Source organism: Burkholderiales bacterium, from assembly GCA_015075645.1.
Taxonomy (GTDB): domain Bacteria; phylum Pseudomonadota; class Gammaproteobacteria; order Burkholderiales; family Casimicrobiaceae; genus VBCG01.
Map to the genome: position 1 here is coordinate 660,608 of JABTUF010000003.1, position 21,827 is coordinate 682,434.

Sequence of the window (21,827 nt, forward strand, 5' to 3'; positions counted from 1 at the left end):
GTTCTGCGCATCGTCCCGTCGATGGTATCGTGCGCGCGGTCCTCCATCAATGCCGACGCCGACGTGCACATCGTCATCGCCGCGTGGCTCTTCGTCGTCGGCACGATGGCGCTCGCGTCGGGCAGCGCGATCGGCGGCGTCGCGTTCTTCGCGTTCGCGGGCGTGGCGCCGGTGGCGCTCCATGCGTGGATCAAGGCCCGCGCCCTCGCGTCGCGGTCACGACTCGAACAGGACGCGCGCCAGCGCGATGACGCCGACGCCGGCCGCGATCAGCGCTGACTGCTTCGCGGTCTCGATCGGCTCCGGCCGGCGGTGCAGGCTGGGGATCAGGTCGGCCACCGCGACGTAGAGGAGAGAGGCCGCGGCGATCGCGAGCACGACCGGCAGCGCCCGCTGCATGTCGGCGAGCGCGTAGTACGCGACGAGCGCCCCGACGAGCGTGGCGAGGCCGGCCGCCGTGTTGGTGGCGAACGCGCGCGGGCGTGTGTAGCCCGAGTGCACGAGCACCGCGAAGTCGCTGACCTGCTGCGGCACCGCGTGCGCGACGATCGCGAGCGTCGTCGCGACGCCGAGCGCGGGGCTCGCGAGGAACGCCGCGGCGATCACGATGCCGTCGCACAGGTTGTGCACGCCGTTGCCGATCAGGATCATCAGTCCCGACCGGCCGCCCTCGGGCGGAGGCGCGTGCAGCGCGTGGTCGTGCTCGCTCTCGTCGGCGGCGTGGTCGTGCGCCACGTGCCCGTGGCTGTGGCGCCACAGCACGAGCTTCTCGAGCAGGAAGAACGCGAGCAGGCCCGCGAGCATGACGACCATCACGCGCTGCGACTCGCCGTGTTCGAGCGCATGCGGAACGAGTTCGAGGAACACCGCGCCCAGCAGCGCACCGACAGCGAAGCTCACGAGGCGCGGAATCCACGCGGGGCCGAGCGCGAGCGTGGACGCGGCGACGAGGGTCGACAGCACGCCGCCGGCGAGCGCGGCGAGCACGATGGAGGTGAGCGGCGTCATGCGTGGCGGCGTGGCGGGACGGAAGGGCCGGGCATCATCGCACGACTGCGCCGCGCGGCGAGAGCGCGATCGCGCTGGCCATCCGGCCCGCGCTCCGGTCGCGCCGCCACGAGAAGAAGCGCGCCGGATCCTCGACGGTGCACCAGTCTCCGCCGGCCACGCGACCCACGCCCAGACGAGCGAGGGCGCGCCGCGCGAGCGCGGGCAGGTCGGCGAGCCACTTGCCGTCGCGATGCGGCGCGAAGCACGCCGCGTCCGAACGTTCGCGGACGGTGAACGCATCGAACACGTCGCGCCCGACCTCGAAGGCGCGCGGACCGATGGCCGGGCCGATCCAGGCGACGAGTTCGCCCGGCGGTACGCGCATCGCGGCCACCGTGGCATCGAGTACGCCCGCGGCGAGTCCGCGCCACCCGGCGTGCGCGGCGGCCACGACCGTTCCGCCGCGGTCCGCGAACAGCACCGGCAAGCAGTCGGCGGTGCGCACCGCGATCGCGATGCCCGCGTCGCGGACGACCGCAGCATCCGCATGCGGCGGGGCGTCGATCGCCGAGGTGCGGTTGGCCACGTCGATCTCGACGACGCGCGTCCCGTGGACCTGGTGCAGGTACACCGGAGCCGCGGGAACGAACGATGCCAGGTGCGCCCGGTCGGCGGCGACGGCGGCCGGATCCGCTGCCTCCGACACGCGCGACGGACCCGGGTCGAAGTCGCCGCGCATGCCGCCCCGCCTCGTGGTCGAGATCGCGACGACGCCGTCGGGCGCATCCCACTGCGGGACGATCCAGTCGAGCCCCGCCGCCGCGACGCGCGCGCGCAGCGCATCGCGCGCGCTCATCGTGCGCTCCGTCGCGCGCGCACGGTGTCGAGCAATGCGGCGAAGTCCGCGGGCAGCGGCGACTCGAACGTGAGCGCCCTGCGTGTCGCGGGATGGACGAAGGCGAGGGTCTGCGCGTGCAGCGCCTGGCGCGGAAACGCGGGAACACCCGTGGCCGCCCGCCGACCGCCGTAGACCGGGTCGCCGACCAGCGGATGGCCGACCGCCGCGAGGTGCACGCGGATCTGGTGGGTGCGGCCGGTGTCGAGCGCGCAGCGCACCAGCGTCGTCGTGCCGTGGCGCTCCACCGGCGTTGCATGGGTGCGCGCTGTCTTGCCGCGCGCGACCACCGCCATCGACGTGCGGTGCGCCGGATGGCGGCCGATGGCCGCGTCGATCGTGACCGGTTTCGCGAGGTCGCCCGCGACCAGCGCGAGGTACTCGCGGCGCACGCTGCGCGAGGCGAGCTGGCGCACGAGGTCGGTCTGCGCTCGCGGCGTGCGCGCGACGACCATGAGCCCGCTCGTGTCCTTGTCGAGGCGGTGCACGATGCCCGCGCGCGCGACCGCCGCGAGCGCGGGATCGCGGTGCAACAGCGCGTTCAGCAGCGTGCCGTCGCGGTTGCCCGCGCCGGGGTGCACGACGAGACCGGCCGGCTTGTCGATCACGAACACCTGGGCGTCCTCGTGCACGATCGCGAGCGCGATCGCCTGCGGCGCGTCGGCGAGCTCCACCGCGTCGTCACCCCGCGCGATGTCGAGGCGCTCGCCGCCCGCGAGCCGGTGGCGCGGCGGCGCGAGCGCGCCGTCGACCGTGACGCGGCCGGCCACGATCCAGCCCTTGAGACGGCTGCGCGAATGGTCGGGCAGGAGTTCCGCGAGCGCCCGGTCGAGCCGCAGGCCCGCGCACGAGCGCGGCACGGTCAGCGCGAGGCCGTCCGGGGGCACCGGTCGGCTATACTTGTCGCTCTTCAACGCAGCGATTCCCGACCGATGTCCGCCTTCGTTCGTACGCTCGCGACCCTGCTCGCGGCGGCACTCCTCGCGACGGGCTGCGGACTCCTGCCGTCCGACAAGGACGAGACCGCGGGCTGGACCGCGGAGCGCATCTACCGCAACGCGCACGACGCGATGATGGAGGGCAATTATACGCGCGCGGTGAAGCTGTTTCAGTCGCTCGAAGCGCGCTATCCGTACGGACGCTACGCTCAGCAGGCGATGCTCGAAGGGGCGTACGCGAGCTTCCGCGCGAACGAGGTCCCGACGGCGATCTCGGCGCTCGACCGCTTCATCCGGACCTATCCGAACCATCCGAACGTCGAGTACGCGTACTACCTGAAGGGCATCGTCAACTTCCGCGAGGACCAGGGCCTGTTCGGCTACGTCTACGAGTTCGACCTCTCCGAGCGTGATCCCAAGGCGATGAAGGATTCCTACGCCGCGTTCAGGGAACTCGTCGCGAAGTTCCCGGAAGGCCGGTACTCCGACGACGCACGTCAGCGGATGGTCTACCTGGTCAACGCGCTGTCGATGTACGAAGTGCACGTCGCACGCTACTACTACAACCGCGGCGCGTACGTCGCGTCCGCGGGACGGGCGCAGCAGTCGCTCGTCAACTATCCGCGGACGCCCGCGAACGAGCACGCGCTCGACGTCCTGTGGCGTTCGTACGACAGGCTCGGCTTGGTGCAACTCCGCGACGACACCAAGGCCATCCTCGCGCGCACCTACCCGCAGAGCCCGTATCTGTCGGGCATCCCGACCAAACCGTGGTGGAAGTTCTGGGGCAGCGACATCTACAGCGGCGTCGACTCCGGGATGGATGCCGGTGCGGAGCCGGCGAAGCCGTGGTGGCAGTGGTGGTAGGCAGGAGTCCGTAGTCAGTTGACAGTTGACAGTTGACAGCGGCGCCGGAGTCTCCGGTGGCCGCGCGTCGAGCGCGGTGAATCTCCTTCATCAACCGAAGCAGATCAACGGCGGTCGATCCGCCGCCACCGGAATCGCCGCCGGAACTGTCAACTGTCAACTGACTCCTGACTCCTGACACCGAAGAACGCTTGCACCTCCTCGATCTCGCGCGTGCGGCGCATCGGCGGCAGCGAGCGCCACAGCGTCTTGCCGTAGGGCTTGTCGACGAGGCGCGGATCGCCGATCACGAGCACGCCGCGGTCGGTCTCGGTGCGGATCAAGCGCCCGGCGCCCTGCTTGAGCGCGATCGCGGCCTGCGGGAGCTGCCAGTCGCGGAACGGATTGCCGCCGTCGTCGCGCAATTGCTTCAGGCGCGCGGCGAGCAGCGGATCGTCGGGCGGGGCGAACGGCAGCTTGTCGATCACGACGACCGACAGCGCGTCGCCGGCGACGTCGACGCCTTCCCAGAAGCTCGCGCTCCCCAGCAGCACCGCGTTGCCCGCGCGACGGAAGCGCTCGAGCAGTTCGGTCTTCGAGCCCTCGCCCTGCACCAGCAGCGGACCGTCGATGCCGAGCTTCGCGAGTTCGCCGGCGAGGCGCTCGCGCGCCTGCGCGAGCGCGCGCAGCGTCGTGAACAGCAGGAACGCGCGGCCGCGCGAGGCGGCGAGCACCGGGAGCGCCGCGTCGATCACGGCGTCGGTGTGCGCGGCGCTGTTCGGCTCGGGCAGGCCGCGCGGCACGTAGAGCAGCGCCTGCTCGCCGTAGTCGAACGGACTCTCCCACGCGCCGGTCGCGGCGTCGTCGAGCCCCAGTTCGCGCGTGTAGTGCGTGAAGTCGCCGCCCACGGCGAGCGTCGCGGAAGTGAAGATCCACGCCCGCGCGGTCGCGTCGAGCTGGCGCCGGAACAGGTTCGCGACCGACAGCGGCGAGGCGTGGAGCTGGAAGCCGTTCTGCGTGACGTCGAGCCAGCGGATCCACCGCTCGCCGCCGTCGTCCGGCGCGTCGGCGGCTTCGCGCCAGCGCGCGATGCGGAGCGACGCGTCGTGCGCGCGCGACGCGATGCTCGCGAGGTCTTCGCTCCGCTCGGCGAAGTGTCCGAGTTCGGTCGCGACGCGGTCGACGCTGGCGGCCAGCTCGTCGAGCGCCTCGGCGAACCCGTCGCGGCCCATCGCGACCTCGCGCGATTGCTTCCCCGGCAGCTCGCCCCCGGCGAGTCGGAGCCGGCGCAGCGCGGGAGCCAGGTCGGCCGCGGCGTCGGGGAGCCCCGGGATGTCGGAGAGCGCCGTGCGCGCGGCGACTTCCGCGTCGCGCGCGAGTTCGGCGAGCGCGCCCGAAGTCGTCTGCTCGCCGAAGAAGGTCGTGGCCGTGTCGGGGAGCTGGTGCGCCTCGTCGAGGATCACCGTGTTGCACGCGGGGAGGAGGAGGGCGAGCCCCTCGTCGCGCAGCATCACGTCGGCGAAGAACAGGTGGTGGTTGACGACGACGACGTCCGCGTCGAGCGCGTCCTTGCGCGCATGCATCACGTGGCACTCGCGGTAGTGCGCGCAATTCGAGCCGAGGCAGTTGTCGCGCGTCGAGGTCACGAGCGGCCAGATCGTCGCGTTCTCCGGCACGTCGCCCAGTTCCGCGCGGTCGCCGCGTTCGGTCGCGTGCGCCCAGCGCGCGATCGTCGCGAGGTGGCGCGCGTCGTCGCGCGACGGCAGCCGTCCTTCGCGCGAGGTGCGCTCGAGATGATGCAGGCACAGGTAGTTCGCGCGGCCCTTCAGGAGCGCGATCGTCACCGGCGAGCGCAGTGCGTCGCGGACGAGCGGCAGGTCGCGCTCGTGGAGCTGGTCCTGCAGCGTCTTGGTGCCGGTCGAGACGATCACCTTGCCGCCGGCGAGGAGCGCGGGAACGAGGTAGCTGAAGGTCTTGCCGGTGCCGGTGCCGGCTTCCGCGACGAGACGCCCCTGTGTGCCGATCGCGCGTGCGACCGCGAGCGCCATCGCGACCTGCTGCGGGCGTTCCCGGTAGCCGGGCAGGCGCCGGGCGAGCGGACCGTCGGCGGCGAAGGCCGCCGCGATCTCCGCTTCGACGACCGCATCCACCACCGGTGCGTCGCGCTCAGTCATGGCGGACCCGGCGCGCGCGCCCGCCGGCAGCGTGCGACTGGCGACGGTTGGAGACTACTTCGCGGCGGACTTCGGCGTTGCGGCCTTCGGCGCCGCGGACTTCGAAGGCGCCGGGCGCACGTGCGCCTTGACGGTGTCGACGATGATCTGGATGCCGGCGATCCGCTCCTCGAACTCCATGTACGGCGTCACCGTCCGGGTGAGGTAGTCGTCGCCGGTCTCGCCGGGACGCCACGTGAGATCTTCGAGCGAGGCGACCCAGACCGTCTGCAGGTCCCTGACGGCGTCGGTCGCCTGCTTCGAGATCGACGCGGCGCGCAACGCCGCCTGGTAGGGCTTGTGCATGTTGCCGCGCTGCTTGTCGATGCACGAGATGGTCTTGGCGTTGTTGACGCCTTCCTGCGATTTCTCGAAGCCCCACTCGATGATCTCGATCGACTTGACGTGGCGGCACATCGTGTAGAGGTGGCGCACGGCGTCGAAGTAGCAGTCGAGCGGCGGGCCGCCGTCCGCGTTCGGACACACGTAGTTGTACTGCGGGCCGGAATTCCCGCCTATCGTCCGTTGCGCCGAGACGGGGGACGCGAGCGCGGCCAGGACGGCCAGCGCGGTGACGGGCAGGACAGACGGCATGACGTGGAACTCCCCCGGACACGAACCGGGCATCCTACGCCGGTCGATGCGGAAGATTCAAGCCGGGGCGCCGGCCGGGCGCCCGGCGAACCGCGGATGCGTCAGATGGTGACGCCGCCGGAGACCTCGATCACCGCGCCGTTGATGTAGGACGCCTCGTCGGAGGCGAGCCACGCGTAGGTGTTGGCGATCTCCTCGGGCTTGCCCAGGCGGCCGAGCGGAACCTTCTCCTCCATCATCCGGACGATCTTGTCCGGCATCGAGGTGAGGATCGGCGTGCTGATGAATCCCGGACAGATCGCGTTCGCGCGGATGCCCTTGCGGCCGAGTTCGCGCGCCCAGGTCTTCACCATCCCGATCACGCCGAACTTGGTGGCGGCGTAGTTGGTCTGGCCGAAGTTGCCGTAGAGGCCGACGATCGACGATGCGTTGAGGATGCAGCCCGAGTTCTGCTCGAGCATGATGTCGACGACGGCCTTGGTGACGTTGTAGACGCCCTTCAGGTTCACGTCGATCACGCGCTCGAACTGCTCGTCGGTCATCTTGCGGAACTGCGCGTCCTGCACGATGCCCGCGTTGTTGACCAGCGTGTCGATGCGCCCCCACGCGCCCATCACGCCCTCGACCATCCGGGCGATCGACGACTTGTCGGTCACGTCGACGACGAAGCCGAGCGCCTGACCGCCGTTGGCGACGATGGTTTCGACGGTCGCGTCGACCGCCGAACGATTGATGTCGCAGAGCGCGACCCTGGCGCCTTCCCGCGCGAACTTCATCGCGGTCGCCTGGCCGATGCCCTGGCCGGCGCCGGTGATGATCGCGACCTTGTCCTTGAGACGCATGCGTGCCCTCCGGGAGCCTGGGGCCGCAGCGCAGCATGGCCGCGGCCAAACTGGCCTAATCTACCCGCAAATGATGCGTCGCACAAGTCTCGATCGCATGATATCCCTGTCGGTCCAATGCTGGTTTATCGTCGTGATAACAACAGGTTATGCGAATTCCTCCGAAAAGCGCCGTGGGTAAGTGAGCGCTTCGCCCGGCTGCGGCGCCACACGCCTGCTGCGGTGTAGCGCATCCCGGGCGGCCGGCGAAGGCTGGATCCTGGAGAGGTGCCCACCGGGGGTTGAACCGGAGCCTGCCTGCGTCCCGTCAGGGTTCCGGCGCCCAGTGCTCGACCACGAGTTCGAGCGATTCGGCGCCCTGCCAGCGGTTGACCTCGGGCCGGAAGACCGCGCGGATCGAACCGGGCAGCGGGTCCGCGTGGCGGAAGACGATCGCGTCGAAGCGCTCACCGTCCCGGTCGAGGACGAGCCGGGTGTGCCGCGCGCCCACGACACGCTGGCCGGCGACCCGGAAGCCGGCATCGAACCGGGGCGGGGGGAAGCCCTGTCCCCACACCGCTTCGGACAGGCGCCCCGCCAGATCGACCGACAGTTCGCCCGGCGCGGGCTCACCGTCGGTCTCGCAGCGTTGCAGCAGGTCGTCGGGCGACAGCCGTTCGCGCGCGACACCTTCGAACGCGTCGGCGAACCGATCGAAGTCCGATGCGCGAAGCGAGAGCCCGGCCGCGAACGCGTGGCCGCCGAAGCGCAGGATCAATCCGGGTGCGCGCTTGGACACGAGGTCGAGCGCGTCGCGCAGGTGGAATCCGGCGATCGATCGTCCCGACCCGCGAAGCTCGCCGTCGTTCCCCGGGGCGAAGACGATGACCGGACGGTGCGCGCGATCCTTGAGGCGCGACGCGACGATGCCGACCACGCCCGGGTGCCAGTTCGCCCGATGCACGCACGCCGAGGCGCGCCCGGCCGACTCCGCCGCGAACTCCTCGAGATCGGCGAGCGCCTCCTCCTCGATCGTCGCTTCGATCGCGCGGCGCTCGCGGTTCATCCGGTCGAGTTCGGCCGCGAGCGCCTGCGCTTCGCGCGCGTCGTCGGTGACGAGGCAGCGGATGCCGATCGCCATGTCCGCGAGGCGGCCGGCGGCGTTGACGCGCGGACCGGCGACGAAGCCCAGGTCGGTGGCCCTCGCGCGGGCGGCGTCGCGCGACGCGACCGCGAACAGCGCGGCGACGCCGGGATGCGCGCGTCCGGCGCGGATGCGGCGCAGGCCCTGATCGACGAGGATGCGATTGGTGCGGTCGAGCCGCACGACGTCTGCCACGGTGCCGAGGGCGACGAGGTCGAGCAGGTCGGCGAGCTTGGGCAGCGACGCCTCGTCGCGGCCGCGCGAGCGCAGCAGCGCGCGCGTCGCCGCGAGCACGTAGAACATGACGCCCACGCCGGCGAGGTGCTTCGACGGAAAGGCGCAGCCCGGCTGGTTCGGGTTCACGATCAGCGCGGGCTCGGGCAGCCGCTCGCCGGGCAGATGGTGGTCGGTCACGAGCACGTCGATGCCGCGCGCGGCCGCGGCCGCCACGCCCTCGACGCTCGCGATGCCGTTGTCGACGGTGACGAGAAGCTTCGGCGACTGTGCTGCCGCGAGCGCGACGATCTCCGGCGTGAGTCCGTAGCCATGCTCGAAGCGGTTCGGCACGAGGAAGCGCACGTCGGCGCCCATGCCCGCGAGCGCGCGCATGCCGATCGCGCAGGCGGTGGCGCCGTCGGCGTCGTAGTCCGCCACGATCAGGATCCGCTCGCGCGACGCGATCGCGTGCGCGAGCCGGTCGGCGGCCGCATCGAGGCCCTTCATCGATGCGGGCGGCGGCAGTCCGGCGAGCGAAGTGTCGAGGTCGGCGACATCGCCCACGCCGCGCGACGCGTAGAGCCGCGCGAGCACCGGATCGACGCCGGCCGCGGCGAGCGAGGCCGCCGCCGCGGGCACCGGGCGGCGGACGATCGCCGGCATCATCGCCGAGCGGGCGCGAAGCGGCGCGGAGCGACGCTCGCGCGGAGCCGCGACGACGGCCGCGCGTCCGTCGTCGCCGCGCGAGCCGTCGCACACGCGATGCGATCCGTCGAGCGCGGCCGCGGGCGGTCGAGGCAGGCGTCCGCCCGCGCATGCGCACGCGTGCGGCCGCGCGCGCACGGTGATCGCGGCCTAGACGACGGCAGCGAGCGATGCCGCCCGCGTGACGCGATCCCGCGCCTGGCGCGTCGGCGGAACGCGAGAGCCCACGCCGTCGCCGCCCGAACCGGCCACGGCGACCGCGCGTCGCGCGCGTACTGCGCGCGAGCGCATCTGATCGGCACGCGCCGTCCGGTCGCCCTTCGGCGGGCCGAATCGACGGCCCGTCGCGGCGTCGGGGAGGCCCCGGCGCGAACGCAACCAGGCGGCGGCCTAACGCAGTCCGTCGAAGCGGATCGACACGGCGCGCGGTCCAGGTCGTCGCCGCCGCGCCGGAGCCCTCGTCGGCGACGAGCGCGAGCGATGCGATCCGTCCGCGTTCGAGCCAGCGCGTGGCCGGCTCGAGCCACGCGCGGTCGAGGGCCGCGAGCGCGTGCGCGTCCGCCACCGGCGGCAGCATCGCGGCGACGTGCGTTGCCGGCCGCGCGGCCGGCACGGCTTCGATCGCGGCCTCGAACGACGACGGCAGCGCGAGCGATTCGCCGCCCGCGTGACGCGCGAGTCCGCGCAGGAAGTCGCCTTCGGCGCCGTCGGGTGCGTGCGCGCGGAACGGCGCGACGAGCCCCACGTCCGCGAGCGTTCCGCCGCCCCAGAACCACAGGCCGTTCATCGGCGCGAGACCGCGGCGTTCGCGCTCGGCGTTGACCGGGTGCGCGGCGAGCAGCATCTGGATCTCGGTCGCCCAGCGCAGCCACGTCCGCGCGTCGCCGCCCTTCGGCAGGAGCCCGGACATCGCACTCCCCAGTGCCGCGTCGAGCGGCGTCGTGCGGAGGTCCGGCCGCCGGCGCGCGAACGCGAACCAGGCGTCGGGGCGCGGGGCCTCGAACGCGAGTCCGTCGTCGGCGAAGTGCGCGTCGAGCGCCGCGACGAGCGCGCGCGCGTCCGCGGCGCCGAGGTCGTCGACGCGCCCGGCGATCGCGACGTCCTCGCGGCCGGCGACGAGCGCGACCGGGTCGGCCGCGAGCGCGAAGCCGCCGTGCGGGTCCGCGCCGGCGCCGAGCGCGGCGAGCGGCGCGGCCGGGAGGTCGTGCGCGGTGTCGGTGTGCGGCGCGCCGAGCGCCGAGAGCAGCGCGGCCCGCCATCCGCGCGATTCCGATCGCACGCTCGCCCACGACGCGATGCGCGCGAGCGAACGCGACGACGCGAGCGCGGCGCGGTCGAGCGAAGCGAGTCCGGGGACGACGAAGGTGAAGCGCATCGGCGGGTGCCGCGAGCGATCGCGAGGGAACCCGCGACGCGTCTTCGAGTCTAGCATGCGATAATCGCGCGCCGCGTCGGCCGGACGGACGAATCTCCCCGTGTCTCCCTACGAACTCGCCGTCGGCCTGCGCTACACGCGCACCCGCAAGGGCTCCGGCCGCAACGCGTTCATCTCGTTCATCGCGCTGATCTCGATGGCCGGGATCGCGCTCGGCGTCGCCGCGCTCATCGTCGTGCTCTCGGTGATGAACGGCTTCCAGCAGGAGTTGCGCAGCCGCATCCTGTCGGTCGCGTCGCACATCGAGGTGCGCGGCCTGCCGTCGCTCGCCAACTGGGACGCAGTCGCGAAGGCCGCGCTCGCCGATCCGCGCGTCCTGGCCGCCGCGCCCTACGTGGCCGGGCAGGCGATGCTCTCGGCCGGCGACGTGAACCGGGGCGTGATCGTGCGCGGCATCGATCCCGCGCGCGAGGACACGGTCGCCGACATCGGCCGCTCGATGCGGCTCGGGTCGCTCGCGGACCTGAAGCCCGGCGGATTCGGCATCGTGCTCGGCGCGGAGATCGCGCGCGCGCTCGGGGTGACCGTCGGCGACACCGTCGTCGCGATCACGCCGCAGGGCACGGTGACGCCTGCCGGCACGTTGCCGCGGGTCAAGAGCTTCAAGGTCGTCGGCGTCTTCGAGGTCGGCATGTACGAGTTCGACAGCGGCCTCGCGCTGATCGATCTCGCGGACGCGCAGAAACTCTACCGGGTCGACGGCGTGACCGGCGTCCGGCTGAAGCTCGCCGACCTGTTCCAGGCGCCCGCGGTGGCGCGCTCGCTCGCGCGCACGATGACCTTCGACGCCGAGTTGCGCGACTGGACGCAGAGCCACGCGAACTTCTTCCGCGCGGTCGCGATCGAGAAGCGCGTGATGTTCATCATCCTGACGCTGATCGTCGCGGTCGCGGCGTTCAACATCGTGTCGGCGCAGGTGATGCTCGTCACCGACAAGCAGGCCGACATCGCGATCCTGCGCACGCTCGGCGCGTCGCCCGCGTCGATCCTGACGATCTTCGTGATCCAGGGCGCGCTGATCGGCGTCATCGGCACGCTGATCGGGGTCGCGGGCGGCGTGCTGCTCGCGCTCAACGTCGAGACGGTCGTCCCCTGGATCGAGCGCACGTTCGGCGTCGCCTTCCTCGACCGGAGCATCTACTACATCAGCGACCTGCCGTCCGACCTGCAGCGCGGCGACGTGGTCACGATCGCGGCGATCGCGCTCGTGCTGGCGCTCGTGGCGACGCTCTACCCGAGCTGGCGCGCCGCGCGCGTGAACCCGGCGGCGGCACTCCGCTATGAATGAGCCGGTGCTCGCCTGCCGCGGGCTCGCGAAGACCTACACCGGCGGCCCGCAGGACGTCGCGGTGCTGACCGGCGTCGACCTCGCCGTCGCGCCGGGGGAGCGCATCGCGATCGTCGGCGCGTCGGGTTCGGGCAAGAGCACGCTCCTGCACCTCCTCGGCGGCCTCGACCTGCCCTCCGCGGGCGAAGTCACGGTGGAGGGCCGCGCGTTCGGCGGACTCTCCGAGGCCGAGCGCGGCCGCGTGCGCAACCGCGCGCTGGGCTTCATCTACCAGTTCCACCACCTGCTGCCGGAGTTCACGGCAGTCGAGAACGTCGCGATGCCGCTCGCGATCCGGCGGACGCCGGCGGCGGAAGCGCGTCGTCAGGCGCGCGCGATGCTGGAGCGCGTCGGCCTCGGCCACCGCCTCGACCACGTGCCGGGCGAACTCTCGGGCGGCGAACGCCAGCGCGTCGCGCTCGCCCGCGCGCTCGTCACGAATCCGCGCTGCGTGCTGGGCGACGAACCCACCGGCAACCTCGACCGGCGCACCGCCGAGTCGGTGTTCGACCTGATGGTCGAACTCAACCGCGCCGCGGGCACCGCGCTCGTCATCGTGACGCACGATCCCGACCTCGCCGCGCGGGCCGACCGCACGCTCCACCTCGTCGACGGCAAGCTCGCCTGATCGCGCAGGCGCTGACCCCGTCGGCCTGAAGGCCGACCCACGGGATGAGGCTGTGGGTCGGGCTTCAGCCCGACGGAATCCGTGCCGATGCGCGGAAACGGCGTCGGCCTGAAGGCCGACCCACCCTCTCGTAGCGCGCCGCGCCCCGGCGGCGGAACCGGTCAATACTCGATCGGCACCGGGTCGAGCGAACGCCAGAGGTACCACGTCGCCGCGGTGCGCCACGGCCGCCAATGCTCGCCCTGCGCGCGGATGTCGGCGAGCGGCATGTCGGCGCCCTTCCGGTAGTGCTGCGCGACCGCCTTGCGCAGTCCGAGATCGTCGACCGGATACACGTCGGGCCGCAGCTCGTGGAACATCAGGAACATCTCGGCGGTCCAGCGGCCGATACCGCGCACGCCGGTGAGCGCGCCGATCAGCGCCTCGTCGTCGAGGCTCGTCCACGCGCGCGCATCGAGCCTGCCGCTCGCGAAGTGGTCGGCCAGGTCCCGGACGTAGCCGGCCTTGCGTTCGGAGAATCCGATCGCCCGCATCGTGGGGGCGTCGAGGGCCGCGACCGCCACCGGGTCGAGGCGCGGAAAGCGCTTGCGCGTCTCCGCCGGAGCGGCCGCCGCGACGAAGCGGCGCCAGATCGCATCGGCCGCCTTCACCGAGATCTGCTGTCCGGTGATCGCGCGGGCGAGCGCGGTGAACGCGTCGCTCCGCCGCCTGAGGCTCACGCCGGGATGGGCGCGCACGAGTCGGCGCATGACGCGGTCGCGGCGCGCGAGATCGGCCGCCGCGTCGTCCCACCAGCGCGGCTTCATTGCGCGGTCCGCGCCCGCAGCCGTGCGCGGCGGCGCCACGCGGCCACGACGTGCCAGCGCCACGCGAGGCGGACGGCGACGAAGCCCAGCGTCGCGAGCGTGAATGCGAGGAGGACGAGTCCCACCGCCAGCGGCTTGCCGAGGTCCCCCATCCAGGCGACGAGCGCGGGCAGGTAGCCGGACAGATTCGTGAACGTCGGCGGCGTCACCGAGACGGCGTGCGGGGCGTCGGGGAAGAACAGGCGCCCGTACTCGTAGGCCACCACGTAGAGCGGGACGATGGTGAACGGATTGGTGTAGAGCGTCGTGATCGCCGCGAGCGGGAAGTTCGCGCGCCACAGCAGCGAGAGTCCGATCGCGCCGGCGACCTGGACCGGCCCGGGAATGAGGCCGCACAGGAGGCCGACGGCGACCGCGCGGGCGGTCGAGCGGCGGTTCAGGTGCCACAGGTCCGGGTCGGACAGCGCCGGGACGTAGCGAAGCACCCATGGATGGCGGGTGATCTTCTCGACCGAGGGCTTGAGCCGCTCGATCTGCTGCCTCAGGGCTTGCCGGAGCATGGGTGGGGAAAATGGTACTATGCGCCGCTTTTTTCGCGGGGTCGTCCATGTCGATCGTCACGCTGTTCCGGGGGTTGGCCGCCGCCCTGGCCCTCGCCCTCGCGACCGGCGCGAGCGCGGCCGACCCCGCGAAGGTCTACCGCATCGCCTTCGGCGTCGCCGAGACGAGCTTCGACCCGGCCCGGGTCTCCGACCTCTATTCGAACACGGTCAACGAGGCGATCTTCGAGCGCCTCCTGACCTACGACTACCTCGCGCGTCCCTCGAAGCTCGTGCCGCTGGTCGCCGAGACGATGCCCGCGGTGACCGACGGGGGCAAGACCTACACGTTCAAGCTGCGCAAGGGCATCTTCTTCACGCCCGACCCGGCGTTCAAGGGTGTCAAGCGCGAACTCGTCGCGGCCGACTTCGCCTACACGATCAAGCGCCACGCCGACCCGAAGAACCGCTCGCCGTGGGTCTTCATGGTCGAGGGGCGCATCGTCGGGCTCGACGGCCTGATCGAGCAGGCGAAGAAGACCGGCAAGTTCGACTACGACGCGAAGATCCCCGGGCTCGAGACGCCGGATCCCTACACGCTGGTGATCCGGCTCGTCGCGCCGGATTACCTGTTCAACTATACGGTGGCCCACGTCCCGTTCGGCGCGCAGGCGCGCGAGGTGGTCGAGCACTACGGACAGGAGCAGGTCGGCGCGCATCCGGTCGGCACCGGCCCGTACTTCCTGAAGGAATGGAAGCGCGCCGCGCGCATCGTGCTCGAGGCGAATCCCGACTATCGCGGCTTCGTGTGGGACTTCGCGCCGTCGGACGACCCCTGGGACCAGCAGGTCGTGCGCGACATGCGCGGCAAGAAGATGCCGCAGATCGGTCGGGTCGAGATCTCGATCATCGAGGAGGACCAGTCGCGCTGGCTCGCGTTCGGCGGCAAGGAACTCGACGTGCTGGCGCTGCCGGGCACGTTCCGCCCGCAGGCGATCGGCGCGAACGGCGAACTGCTGCCACGCTGGTCGGGCGAGGGCGTCAAGCTCTACAAGGCGATCGATCCGGACATCAGCTACACGTTCTTCAATTTCCGCGACCCGGTCGTCGGCGGATTCGAGCCGGCGAAGCTCGCGCTGCGCCGCGCGATCATCATGGCCTACGACGTGCGCGAGGAGATCGAGGTGGTCCGCAAGGGACAGGCGGTGCGCGCGCAGATGCCGATCCCGTTCGGCGTCGTCGGCCACGATCCGTCCTACCGCACGGTCAACCCGTACGATCCGGATCTCGCCAACAAGCTCCTCGACCGCTTCGGCTACAGGAAGGGCCCGGACGGCTGGCGCACGCAGCCCGACGGCAAGCCGCTCGTGATCCGCCAGGCGACCGGCACCACGCAGATCGACCGCACCTTCAACGAGCTGTGGAAGAAGGCGGCCGACTCGATCCACGTCCGCATGGTGTTCGACGCCGGGAAGTTCGCCGACAACCTGAAGCAGGCGAAGGCCTGCCAGCTCATGATGTGGAGCGCCGCGTGGACCGCCGACTACCCCGACGGCGAGAACTTCATGCAGCTCCTCTACGGGCCGAACACCGGCCAGAGCAACAACGGCTGCTACGAGTCGAAGTCCTTCGACGCGCTCTACGTCAAGATGCGCGCGCTGCCGATCGACGCGCCGGAGCGCAACCGGCTGTTCCTCGAGATGACGCGCCAGATGGACGTCGACGGCGCCTGGGGCATGCACGTGTCGCGCGAGCGCAACCAGATGATCCGCCCGTGGGTGCTGGGCTACAAGAAGCACCCGATCCTGCACGGCGAGTGGCTCTACATGGACCTCGCCCCGCGCTCATGACCCGCATCGTGCTCGCACTCGCGCGCCGCGCGTTCGCGATCCTGATCGCGGCGGCCGCGGCGCCCGCGCTCGCGGCGCCGGACATGAACAAGGTGATCCGCGAGGTGTTTCCGGCCGCGGAGTCCGGCTTCGACCCCGCCGCGGTGCACGACCTGTACTCCGGAACGCTCGTGCAGGGCATCTTCGAGACGCTCTACACCTACGACTACCTCGCGCGGCCCTCGAAGCTCGTGCCGCTCACGGCGGACGCGATGCCCGAGGTCACCGACGAGGGCAGGACCTGGACGATCCGGCTGAAGAAGGGCATCCGCTTCGCCGACGACCCGGTGTTCGGAGGCAAGCCGCGCGAACTGGTCGCCGAGGACTACGTCTATTCGCTCAAGCGCCTGATCGACCCGAAGATCCGTTCGCCCTGGGCCTTCCTCGTCGAGGGCAAGATCGTCGGATTGGACGAGATCGCCGCGAAGGCGAAGGCGAGCGGCAGGTTCGACTACGACGCGAAGGTGCCCGGCCTCGAGGCGGTCGACCGCTACACGATCCGTATCCGGCTCGAGGCGACCGACTACAACCTGCCCTACATCCTCGCGCACGAGCCGTCCGCCGCGGTGGCGCGCGAGGTGATCGCGAAGTACGCGGAGGTCGACGGGCGCGCGCAGGCGAATCCGGTCGGCACCGGCCCCTACCGGCTCGTGCGCTGGGTGCGCAGTTCGAAGATCGTGCTGGAGGCGAATCCGCACTATCGCGGCTTCACCTGGAACTTCTCGTCGACCGACCCGGCGGACGCGCAACTGATCCGCGAGATGAAGGGCAAGTCGATGCCCGCGGTCGGCCGGGTCGAGGTCTCGATCATCGAGGAGGACCAGGCGCGCCTCCTCGCGTTCCAGAACGGCGAGGTCGACCTGATGAACATGGAGGGACCGCTCGCGCCCAAGGTGCTCGACGGCGCGACGCTGCGGCCCGAGATGAAGGCGAAGGGCGTGAAGCTCTCGCGCCTCATCGATCCGGAGATCTCCTACACCTACTGGAACATGCAGGATCCGGTCGTCGGCGGGCTCTCGAAGGAGAAGGTCGCGCTCCGCCGCGCGATGGCGATGAGCTACGACGTCGCCGAGGAGATCAAGGTCATCCGCAACGGCCAGGCGATCGAGGCGAAATACCCGATCCCGCCGGGCGTGGTGGGCCACGAGAGCGCGTGGAAGCCGGGCATCGTCCACGATCCCGCGGGCGCCAACGCGCTGCTCGACCGCTTCGGCTACAAGCGCGGCGCGGACGGATGGCGTACCCTTCCGGACGGCAAGCCGCTCACCGTCCGGCTGTCGTCGCGGCCGGACACGCTGGGCCGCCAGCAGGACGAGATCTGGAAGAAGTCGCTCGACGCGATCGGCGTGCGCATGGACGTGCACAAGGACAAGTTCCCGGAACTCCTGAAGGCCGAGAAGCAGTGCAAGCTCCAGATGCGCGTCGCCGCGTGGATCGCCGACTATCCGGACGGCGACAACTTCATGCAGCTGCTCTACGGGCCCAACACGTTCCAGAGCAACAACGCGTGCGCGAAGATGCCCGAATTCGACCGGCTCTACGAGAAATCCGTCAAGCTTCCGCCCGGACCGGAACGCGACGCGCTCTACCGCGACATGACGAAGGTGATGGAGGCCTACGCGCCGTGGCGCCTGACGGTGAGCCGCTACCGCAACATGCTCGCGCAGCCGTGGGTGCTGGGCTACCGCCGGCATCCGATCCTGCACGCGCACTGGAAGTTCGTCGACGTCGACGCGGCGGCGAAGGGAAAGTAGGGGGAGGGCAGGACGCGCGGGCGGCGGGGCCGCCGCGCGCGGGGCGGCATCACACGGATCCGCGCCCGCCGGACGAGAACCGGGGCACCCGGGCGTGCGGCGGGCGCGGAGTGTGAGGGCGGGGCAGAGCAGCGCGGGCATGCGATCCGGCGGCCGTGCGAACGGCCGGGACTCCGGCGAGGAGAGGCGATGACGGCGTACATCATCCGGCGCCTGTGGCAGATGGTCCCGACGCTCGCGGGCGTCGTGATCCTCGTGTTCTTCCTGTTCAACTGGGTCGGCGGCGATCCGGCCTACGTGCTCGCCGGCAAGATCAGCAACCAGGAGCAGATCGACAACATCCGGCGGCAGCTCGGCGTCGACCAGCCCTACTGGGTCCAGCTCTGGATCTTCGTCAAGCAGATCGTCACCGGCGACTTCGGCGCCTCCTGGAGCACCAACGAGCGCATCAGCTCGATCATCCTCACCCGCCTGCCGCCGTCGCTGACGGTGCTGGTGCCGCTGACGATCCTCGACGCGCTGATCGCGATCGGCCTCGCGCTCGCGGTCGCCTACGTGCGCGGCTCGCTCACCGACCGCGCGGTGATGGTGATCTGCACGGTCGGGCTGTCGATCTCGATCCTCGTCTACATCATCGTGTTCCAGTACGTGTTCGCCTACAAGCTCGGCTGGTTCCCGGTGCAGGGCTGGGGTGACTCGTTCTGGGAGAACCTCGTCCGCTACTCGTCGCTGCCGATCCTGATCGGTCTCGTCGTGTCGATCGCGCCGAGCCTGCGGCTCTACCGGACCTTCGTGCTCGACGAGATCAACCAGGACTACGTGCGCACCGCGCGCGCGAAGGGCCTCTCCGAGAACCGCATCATGTGGGTGCACGTGCTGCGCAACGCCTCGATCCCGATCATCACCAACATCATGGCGTCGCTGCCGGGCCTTCTGATCGGCGCCTTCCTGATCGAGCGCTTCTTCTCGATCCCGGGCATCGGACGCGAGGTGATCCTCGCGGTCGAGCGCAGCGATTTTCCGGTCATCAAGGCGATCACCGTGTACGTCGCGGTCGCGACGATGGTCTTCAACCTGCTCGCCGACCTGATGTACAAGGCCGTCGACCCGCGCGTGCAGTTGCGCTGACGGGAGCCCCGGCCATGAGCGCTCCCCTCGCCACCACGCTGCCGCGCAACGCCGACGGTTCGCGCGCGGTTCCCAAGAACGTCTCGCCCGGTCTGTGGACGCTCGCCTGGCGGCGGCTTCTCGTCGACCGCGTCGGCATGGTCTCGCTCGCGATCGTCGCCGCGTTCATCGCGATGATGATCCTCTCGGCGACCGGACTCATCGCGCGCGACTGGTCGAAGGAGGTCGGCGTCAACTACGCGCCGCCGTCGTTCATCGGCGCCGACGCCGAGTCGGGCACGCCGGCCTCGCCCGCCGCCGCGCCCGAGCCCCCGATCCCCGCCGCCGAGTGGAAGAGCGAGATCGTCGACCCGCTCGCCGACGCGATCGCGGAGATCCGCGGCGCGAAGCCGGCGCCGACCGCGCCCTCGACCGGGGCCGACGCGAAGAGCGTCGACCCGCTCGCCGACGTGATGGCGGACATCCGCGCCGGCAAGGGCGTGACGCCCGCCGCGGCGCCGGCGGAGCTCCGTCAGGCGACGCTGCCGTTCGGCGGCGACAAGTGGGGCCGCGACGTGATCGCGAAGACGATCAAGGGCTCCGAGACCTCGATCTTCGTCGGCATCATGTCGGCGATCGTCGCCGTCGCGCTCGGCACGCTGTTCGGCGCGATCTCCGGCTACTACGGCGGCTTCGTCGACGACGCGTTCAACTGGTTCTACTCGGTGTTCAACTCGATACCCTACCTGCTCCTGATCCTCGCGGTCGCGGCGGTGCTGCAGCAGAAGGGGATCCTCACGATCATCCTGATCCTCGGCTTGACCGGCTGGACCGGCGTGTTCCGCCTGATCCGGGCCGAGTACCTGAAGCACAAGGCGCGCGAGTACGTGCAGGCGGCCGACGCGATCGGCGCGTCGAACGCGCGCCGCATGTTCGTCCACATCTTCCCCAACGTCTCGCACGTGGTGCTGGTGCAGCTCTCGATCCTCGCGGTCGGCTTCATCAAGGCCGAGGTGATCCTGTCGTTCCTGGGCTTCGGCGTGCCGGTCGACGTCGTCTCCTGGGGCTCGATGCTGAACGAGGCGCAGAACGAGCTGATCCTCGGCAAATGGTGGCAGCTCGTCGCGGCGACGATCGCGATGGCGACGCTCGTCACCGCGTTCTCGCTCTTCACCGACGCGCTGCGCGACGCGCTCGACCCGAAGCTCAAGGGACTGAAGGGGCACTGACATGGCCACGCCGACCGCTATGCCTTCGTCCGGCGAGCCGCTGGTCTCGGTCCGCGACTTGCGCGTGTCGTTCCGCCTCGGCGGCGACGCGACCTTCGACGCGGTGAAGGGCGTCTCGTTCGACATCCCGGCCGACAGCACCGTCGCGCTGGTCGGCGAATCGGGCTCGGGCAAGAGCGTGACCGCGCTCTCGATCCTGGGCCTGCTGCCGCCGGAGAACTCGATCGTCGATCCGCGGAGCCGCATCCTCTTCGGCGGACGCAATCTCGTCGGCCTGCCGCTGCGCACGATGCGCGACCTGCGCGGCGCCGACATCTCGATGATCTTCCAGGAGCCGATGACCTCGTTGAACCCGGTGTTCACCGTCGGGTTCCAGCTCTCCGAGGTGCTGCAGCTCCATCGCGGACTCTCGCCGCGCGCGGCGCACCGCCGCGCGATCGAACTCCTCGACGAAGTCGGCATTCCCGAGCCGCGCCGGCGCGTCCGCGCGTTCCCGTCGCAGATGTCGGGCGGCCAGCAGCAGCGCGTGATGATCGCGATGGCGATCGCCTGCGAGCCGAAGCTCCTGATCGCCGACGAGCCGACGACGGCGCTCGACGTGACGATCCAGAAACAGATCCTCGACCTGATCGCCGAGCTGAAGAAGCGCCACCAGATGAGCGTGCTGTTCATCACGCACGACCTCGCGGTCGTCGGCGAGATCGCCGACCACGTCATCGTCATGCGCAACGGTGAGGTCCGCGAGCAGGGCGCGGCGAAGCAGGTGTTCGAATCGCCGAAGGACGAGTACACGAAGGCGCTGCTCGAATGCCGCCCGGCGCTCGACCACCGTCCGATGCGGCTGCCGGTCATCGACGACTTCATGGGCGGGAAGGGGCCGCAGCGCCTCGAGGAGCGCAAGCGCGGCGTGACCCCCGCCGACCCGGTCGTGCTCGACGTGCAGGGCCTGGGCAAGAGCTTCTTCGTGCGCGAGGGGATCTTCGGCCGGCGCGAGTTCAAGGCCGCCGCCGACGTGTCGTTCAAGCTGCGTCGCGGACGCACGCTCGGCCTCGTCGGCGAGTCGGGCTCGGGCAAGACGACGGTGGGGCTGACGCTGATGCGCCTGCACGAGGCGACCGCGGGCCGGGCGCTCTTCGAGGGGAAGGACATCCTCGCGATGAGCGACCGCGAGTTCATGGCCTACAAGCGGCGCATCCAGATCATCTTCCAGAATCCCTACGCGTCGCTCAACCCGCGCTTCACCATCGGCCAGATCCTGACCGAGCCGATGCAGATCCACGGCATCGGTGCGGACGCTCGCGAGCGCACCGACCTGGTGTTCGACCTGCTCGGGAAGGTCGGACTGCCGGACGCGTCGTTCTACAAGTATCCGCACGAGTTTTCGGGCGGCCAGCGCCAGCGCGTCGCGATCGCGCGCTGCCTCACGCTCAAGCCCGAGATCCTCATCTGCGACGAGTCGGTCTCCGCGCTCGACGTGTCGGTGCAGGCGCAGGTGCTGAACCTGCTCGCAGACCTGCAGGACGAGTTCAAGCTCGCCTACCTCTTCATCTCGCACGACCTCGCGGTCGTCAAGTACATCTCCGACGAGGTGATGGTGATGAACGAGGGGCGGGTGGTCGAGATCGCGGACGCGGACACCATCTACCGCAGCCCGCGCGAGGACTACACGCGCCGCCTCCTCTCCGCCATCCCGAAGGGGTGGCAGGGCGAGCGCGCCGCCGCCTGACCCCGGGCGGCGAACCCGGTGCCGG

18 protein-coding genes are annotated in these 21,827 nt (G+C 70.8%); 9 read left to right on the forward strand and 9 right to left on the reverse strand.

The window, feature by feature from the left end; translation table 11 throughout:
• Positions 1–63 precede the first annotated feature (63 nt).
• Positions 64–279, forward strand: coding sequence for a hypothetical protein (locus tag HS109_10090; GenBank protein ID MBE7522719.1), 216 nt, complete (start codon positions 64–66; stop codon positions 277–279).
• Here HS109_10090 and HS109_10095 read toward each other — a convergent pair.
• The 3 genes from HS109_10095 to HS109_10105 are packed head-to-tail and all read right to left on the reverse strand — an operon-like array spanning position 217 to position 2,799.
• Complete coding sequence (locus tag HS109_10095) at positions 217–1,008, reverse strand: ZIP family metal transporter (GenBank protein ID MBE7522720.1); 792 nt, start codon at positions 1,006–1,008, stop codon at positions 217–219. The genes HS109_10090 and HS109_10095 overlap by 63 nt on opposite strands.
• A 34-nt stretch (positions 1,009–1,042) precedes the next feature.
• On the reverse strand, positions 1,043–1,846 hold the full coding sequence (gene pgeF / locus HS109_10100) for a peptidoglycan editing factor PgeF (protein ID MBE7522721.1): 804 nt from the start codon (positions 1,844–1,846) through the stop codon (positions 1,043–1,045).
• Entirely contained in the window at positions 1,843–2,799 is a 957-nt protein-coding gene (locus tag HS109_10105; GenBank protein ID MBE7522722.1) for an RluA family pseudouridine synthase, read from the reverse strand. The genes pgeF and HS109_10105 overlap by 4 nt, the downstream gene beginning before the upstream one ends.
• An 18-nt stretch (positions 2,800–2,817) precedes the next feature.
• On the opposite strand from HS109_10105, the gene HS109_10110 reads away from it, so the two are divergent.
• Positions 2,818–3,690 carry an outer membrane protein assembly factor BamD gene (locus HS109_10110; protein MBE7522723.1) on the forward strand — a complete coding sequence of 291 codons (873 nt, stop codon included), beginning with the start codon at positions 2,818–2,820 and terminating at the stop codon, positions 3,688–3,690.
• A 149-nt stretch (positions 3,691–3,839) separates the two neighbouring features.
• Here the strand turns inward: HS109_10110 and HS109_10115 are convergent, their stop codons facing one another.
• From HS109_10115 to recJ, 4 genes are all read right to left on the reverse strand, one after another.
• A complete protein-coding gene (locus HS109_10115; GenBank protein MBE7522724.1) occupies positions 3,840–5,843 on the reverse strand; it encodes an ATP-dependent DNA helicase in 2,004 nt (667 codons plus the stop codon).
• 54 nt (positions 5,844–5,897) lie between these two features.
• Complete coding sequence (locus HS109_10120; protein MBE7522725.1) at positions 5,898–6,476, reverse strand: hypothetical protein; 579 nt, start codon at positions 6,474–6,476, stop codon at positions 5,898–5,900.
• 101 nt (positions 6,477–6,577) lie between these two features.
• On the reverse strand, positions 6,578–7,318 hold the full coding sequence (fabG, locus tag HS109_10125; protein ID MBE7522726.1) for a 3-oxoacyl-ACP reductase FabG: 741 nt from the start codon (positions 7,316–7,318) through the stop codon (positions 6,578–6,580).
• A gap of 307 nt (positions 7,319–7,625) precedes the next feature.
• Positions 7,626–9,320: a single-stranded-DNA-specific exonuclease RecJ gene (recJ, locus tag HS109_10130; GenBank protein MBE7522727.1), complete on the reverse strand. Its 1,695-nt coding sequence runs from the start codon at positions 9,318–9,320 to the stop codon at positions 7,626–7,628.
• A 1,517-nt stretch (positions 9,321–10,837) separates the two neighbouring features.
• Here recJ and HS109_10135 point away from each other — a divergent pair.
• The gene (locus HS109_10135) at positions 10,838–12,085 is read left to right on the forward strand and encodes a lipoprotein-releasing ABC transporter permease subunit (protein ID MBE7522728.1); all 1,248 of its coding nucleotides are present in this window, start codon (positions 10,838–10,840) and stop codon (positions 12,083–12,085) included.
• Positions 12,078–12,752 carry a lipoprotein-releasing ABC transporter ATP-binding protein LolD gene (gene lolD / locus HS109_10140; GenBank protein ID MBE7522729.1) on the forward strand — a complete coding sequence of 225 codons (675 nt, stop codon included), beginning with the start codon at positions 12,078–12,080 and terminating at the stop codon, positions 12,750–12,752. The genes HS109_10135 and lolD overlap by 8 nt, the downstream gene beginning before the upstream one ends.
• 161 nt (positions 12,753–12,913) lie before the next feature.
• On the opposite strand, the gene HS109_10145 is transcribed toward lolD, so the two are convergent.
• Together HS109_10145 and HS109_10150 are read right to left on the reverse strand one after the other, a co-directional pair.
• Complete coding sequence (locus HS109_10145) at positions 12,914–13,558, reverse strand: DNA-3-methyladenine glycosylase 2 family protein (protein ID MBE7522730.1); 645 nt, start codon at positions 13,556–13,558, stop codon at positions 12,914–12,916.
• Positions 13,555–14,118, reverse strand: coding sequence for a DUF2062 domain-containing protein (locus HS109_10150; GenBank protein ID MBE7522731.1), 564 nt, complete (start codon positions 14,116–14,118; stop codon positions 13,555–13,557). Before HS109_10150 ends, HS109_10145 begins: the two co-directional genes overlap by 4 nt.
• 47 nt (positions 14,119–14,165) lie before the next feature.
• On the opposite strand from HS109_10150, the gene HS109_10155 reads away from it, so the two are divergent.
• The 5 genes from HS109_10155 (at position 14,166) to HS109_10175 (ending at position 21,802) form a co-directional block, all read left to right on the forward strand.
• The gene (locus HS109_10155) at positions 14,166–15,947 is read left to right on the forward strand and encodes an ABC transporter substrate-binding protein (protein ID MBE7522732.1); all 1,782 of its coding nucleotides are present in this window, start codon (positions 14,166–14,168) and stop codon (positions 15,945–15,947) included.
• The gene (locus HS109_10160) at positions 15,944–17,740 is read left to right on the forward strand and encodes an ABC transporter substrate-binding protein (GenBank protein MBE7522733.1); all 1,797 of its coding nucleotides are present in this window, start codon (positions 15,944–15,946) and stop codon (positions 17,738–17,740) included. The genes HS109_10155 and HS109_10160 overlap by 4 nt, the downstream gene beginning before the upstream one ends.
• Before the next feature lie 189 nt (positions 17,741–17,929).
• On the forward strand, positions 17,930–18,868 hold the full coding sequence (locus HS109_10165; GenBank protein ID MBE7522734.1) for an ABC transporter permease: 939 nt from the start codon (positions 17,930–17,932) through the stop codon (positions 18,866–18,868).
• Between the two features lie 14 nt (positions 18,869–18,882).
• Positions 18,883–20,076 (forward strand): ABC transporter permease, encoded by a 1,194-nt coding sequence (locus tag HS109_10170; protein MBE7522735.1) that lies wholly within the window; start codon positions 18,883–18,885, stop codon positions 20,074–20,076.
• A 19-nt stretch (positions 20,077–20,095) separates the two neighbouring features.
• Positions 20,096–21,802: an ABC transporter ATP-binding protein gene (locus HS109_10175; GenBank protein ID MBE7522736.1), complete on the forward strand. Its 1,707-nt coding sequence runs from the start codon at positions 20,096–20,098 to the stop codon at positions 21,800–21,802.
• Positions 21,803–21,827 lie beyond the last annotated feature (25 nt).

What these genes read in the sequence shown, in the direction of transcription:
- pgeF (MBE7522721.1), bottom strand. Translation starts at nt 1,846, where the DNA reads ATGAGCGCGCGCGATGCGCTGCGCGCGCGCGTCGCGGCGGCGGGGCTC.
- fabG (MBE7522726.1), bottom strand. Translation starts at nt 7,318, where the DNA reads ATGCGTCTCAAGGACAAGGTCGCGATCATCACCGGCGCCGGCCAGGGC.
- HS109_10120 (MBE7522725.1), bottom strand. Translation starts at nt 6,476, where the DNA reads ATGCCGTCTGTCCTGCCCGTCACCGCGCTGGCCGTCCTGGCCGCGCTC.
- HS109_10145 (MBE7522730.1), bottom strand. Translation starts at nt 13,558, where the DNA reads ATGAAGCCGCGCTGGTGGGACGACGCGGCGGCCGATCTCGCGCGCCGC.
- HS109_10110 (MBE7522723.1), top strand. Translation starts at nt 2,818, where the DNA reads ATGTCCGCCTTCGTTCGTACGCTCGCGACCCTGCTCGCGGCGGCACTC.
- HS109_10175 (MBE7522736.1), top strand. Translation starts at nt 20,096, where the DNA reads ATGCCTTCGTCCGGCGAGCCGCTGGTCTCGGTCCGCGACTTGCGCGTG.
- HS109_10170 (MBE7522735.1), top strand. Translation starts at nt 18,883, where the DNA reads ATGAGCGCTCCCCTCGCCACCACGCTGCCGCGCAACGCCGACGGTTCG.
- lolD (MBE7522729.1), top strand. Translation starts at nt 12,078, where the DNA reads ATGAATGAGCCGGTGCTCGCCTGCCGCGGGCTCGCGAAGACCTACACC.
- HS109_10160 (MBE7522733.1), top strand. Translation starts at nt 15,944, where the DNA reads ATGACCCGCATCGTGCTCGCACTCGCGCGCCGCGCGTTCGCGATCCTG.
- HS109_10095 (MBE7522720.1), bottom strand. Translation starts at nt 1,008, where the DNA reads ATGACGCCGCTCACCTCCATCGTGCTCGCCGCGCTCGCCGGCGGCGTG.
- HS109_10115 (MBE7522724.1), bottom strand. Translation starts at nt 5,843, where the DNA reads ATGACTGAGCGCGACGCACCGGTGGTGGATGCGGTCGTCGAAGCGGAG.
- recJ (MBE7522727.1), bottom strand. Translation starts at nt 9,320, where the DNA reads ATGCCGGCGATCGTCCGCCGCCCGGTGCCCGCGGCGGCGGCCTCGCTC.
- HS109_10155 (MBE7522732.1), top strand. Translation starts at nt 14,166, where the DNA reads ATGTCGATCGTCACGCTGTTCCGGGGGTTGGCCGCCGCCCTGGCCCTC.
- HS109_10150 (MBE7522731.1), bottom strand. Translation starts at nt 14,118, where the DNA reads ATGCTCCGGCAAGCCCTGAGGCAGCAGATCGAGCGGCTCAAGCCCTCG.
- HS109_10165 (MBE7522734.1), top strand. Translation starts at nt 17,930, where the DNA reads ATGACGGCGTACATCATCCGGCGCCTGTGGCAGATGGTCCCGACGCTC.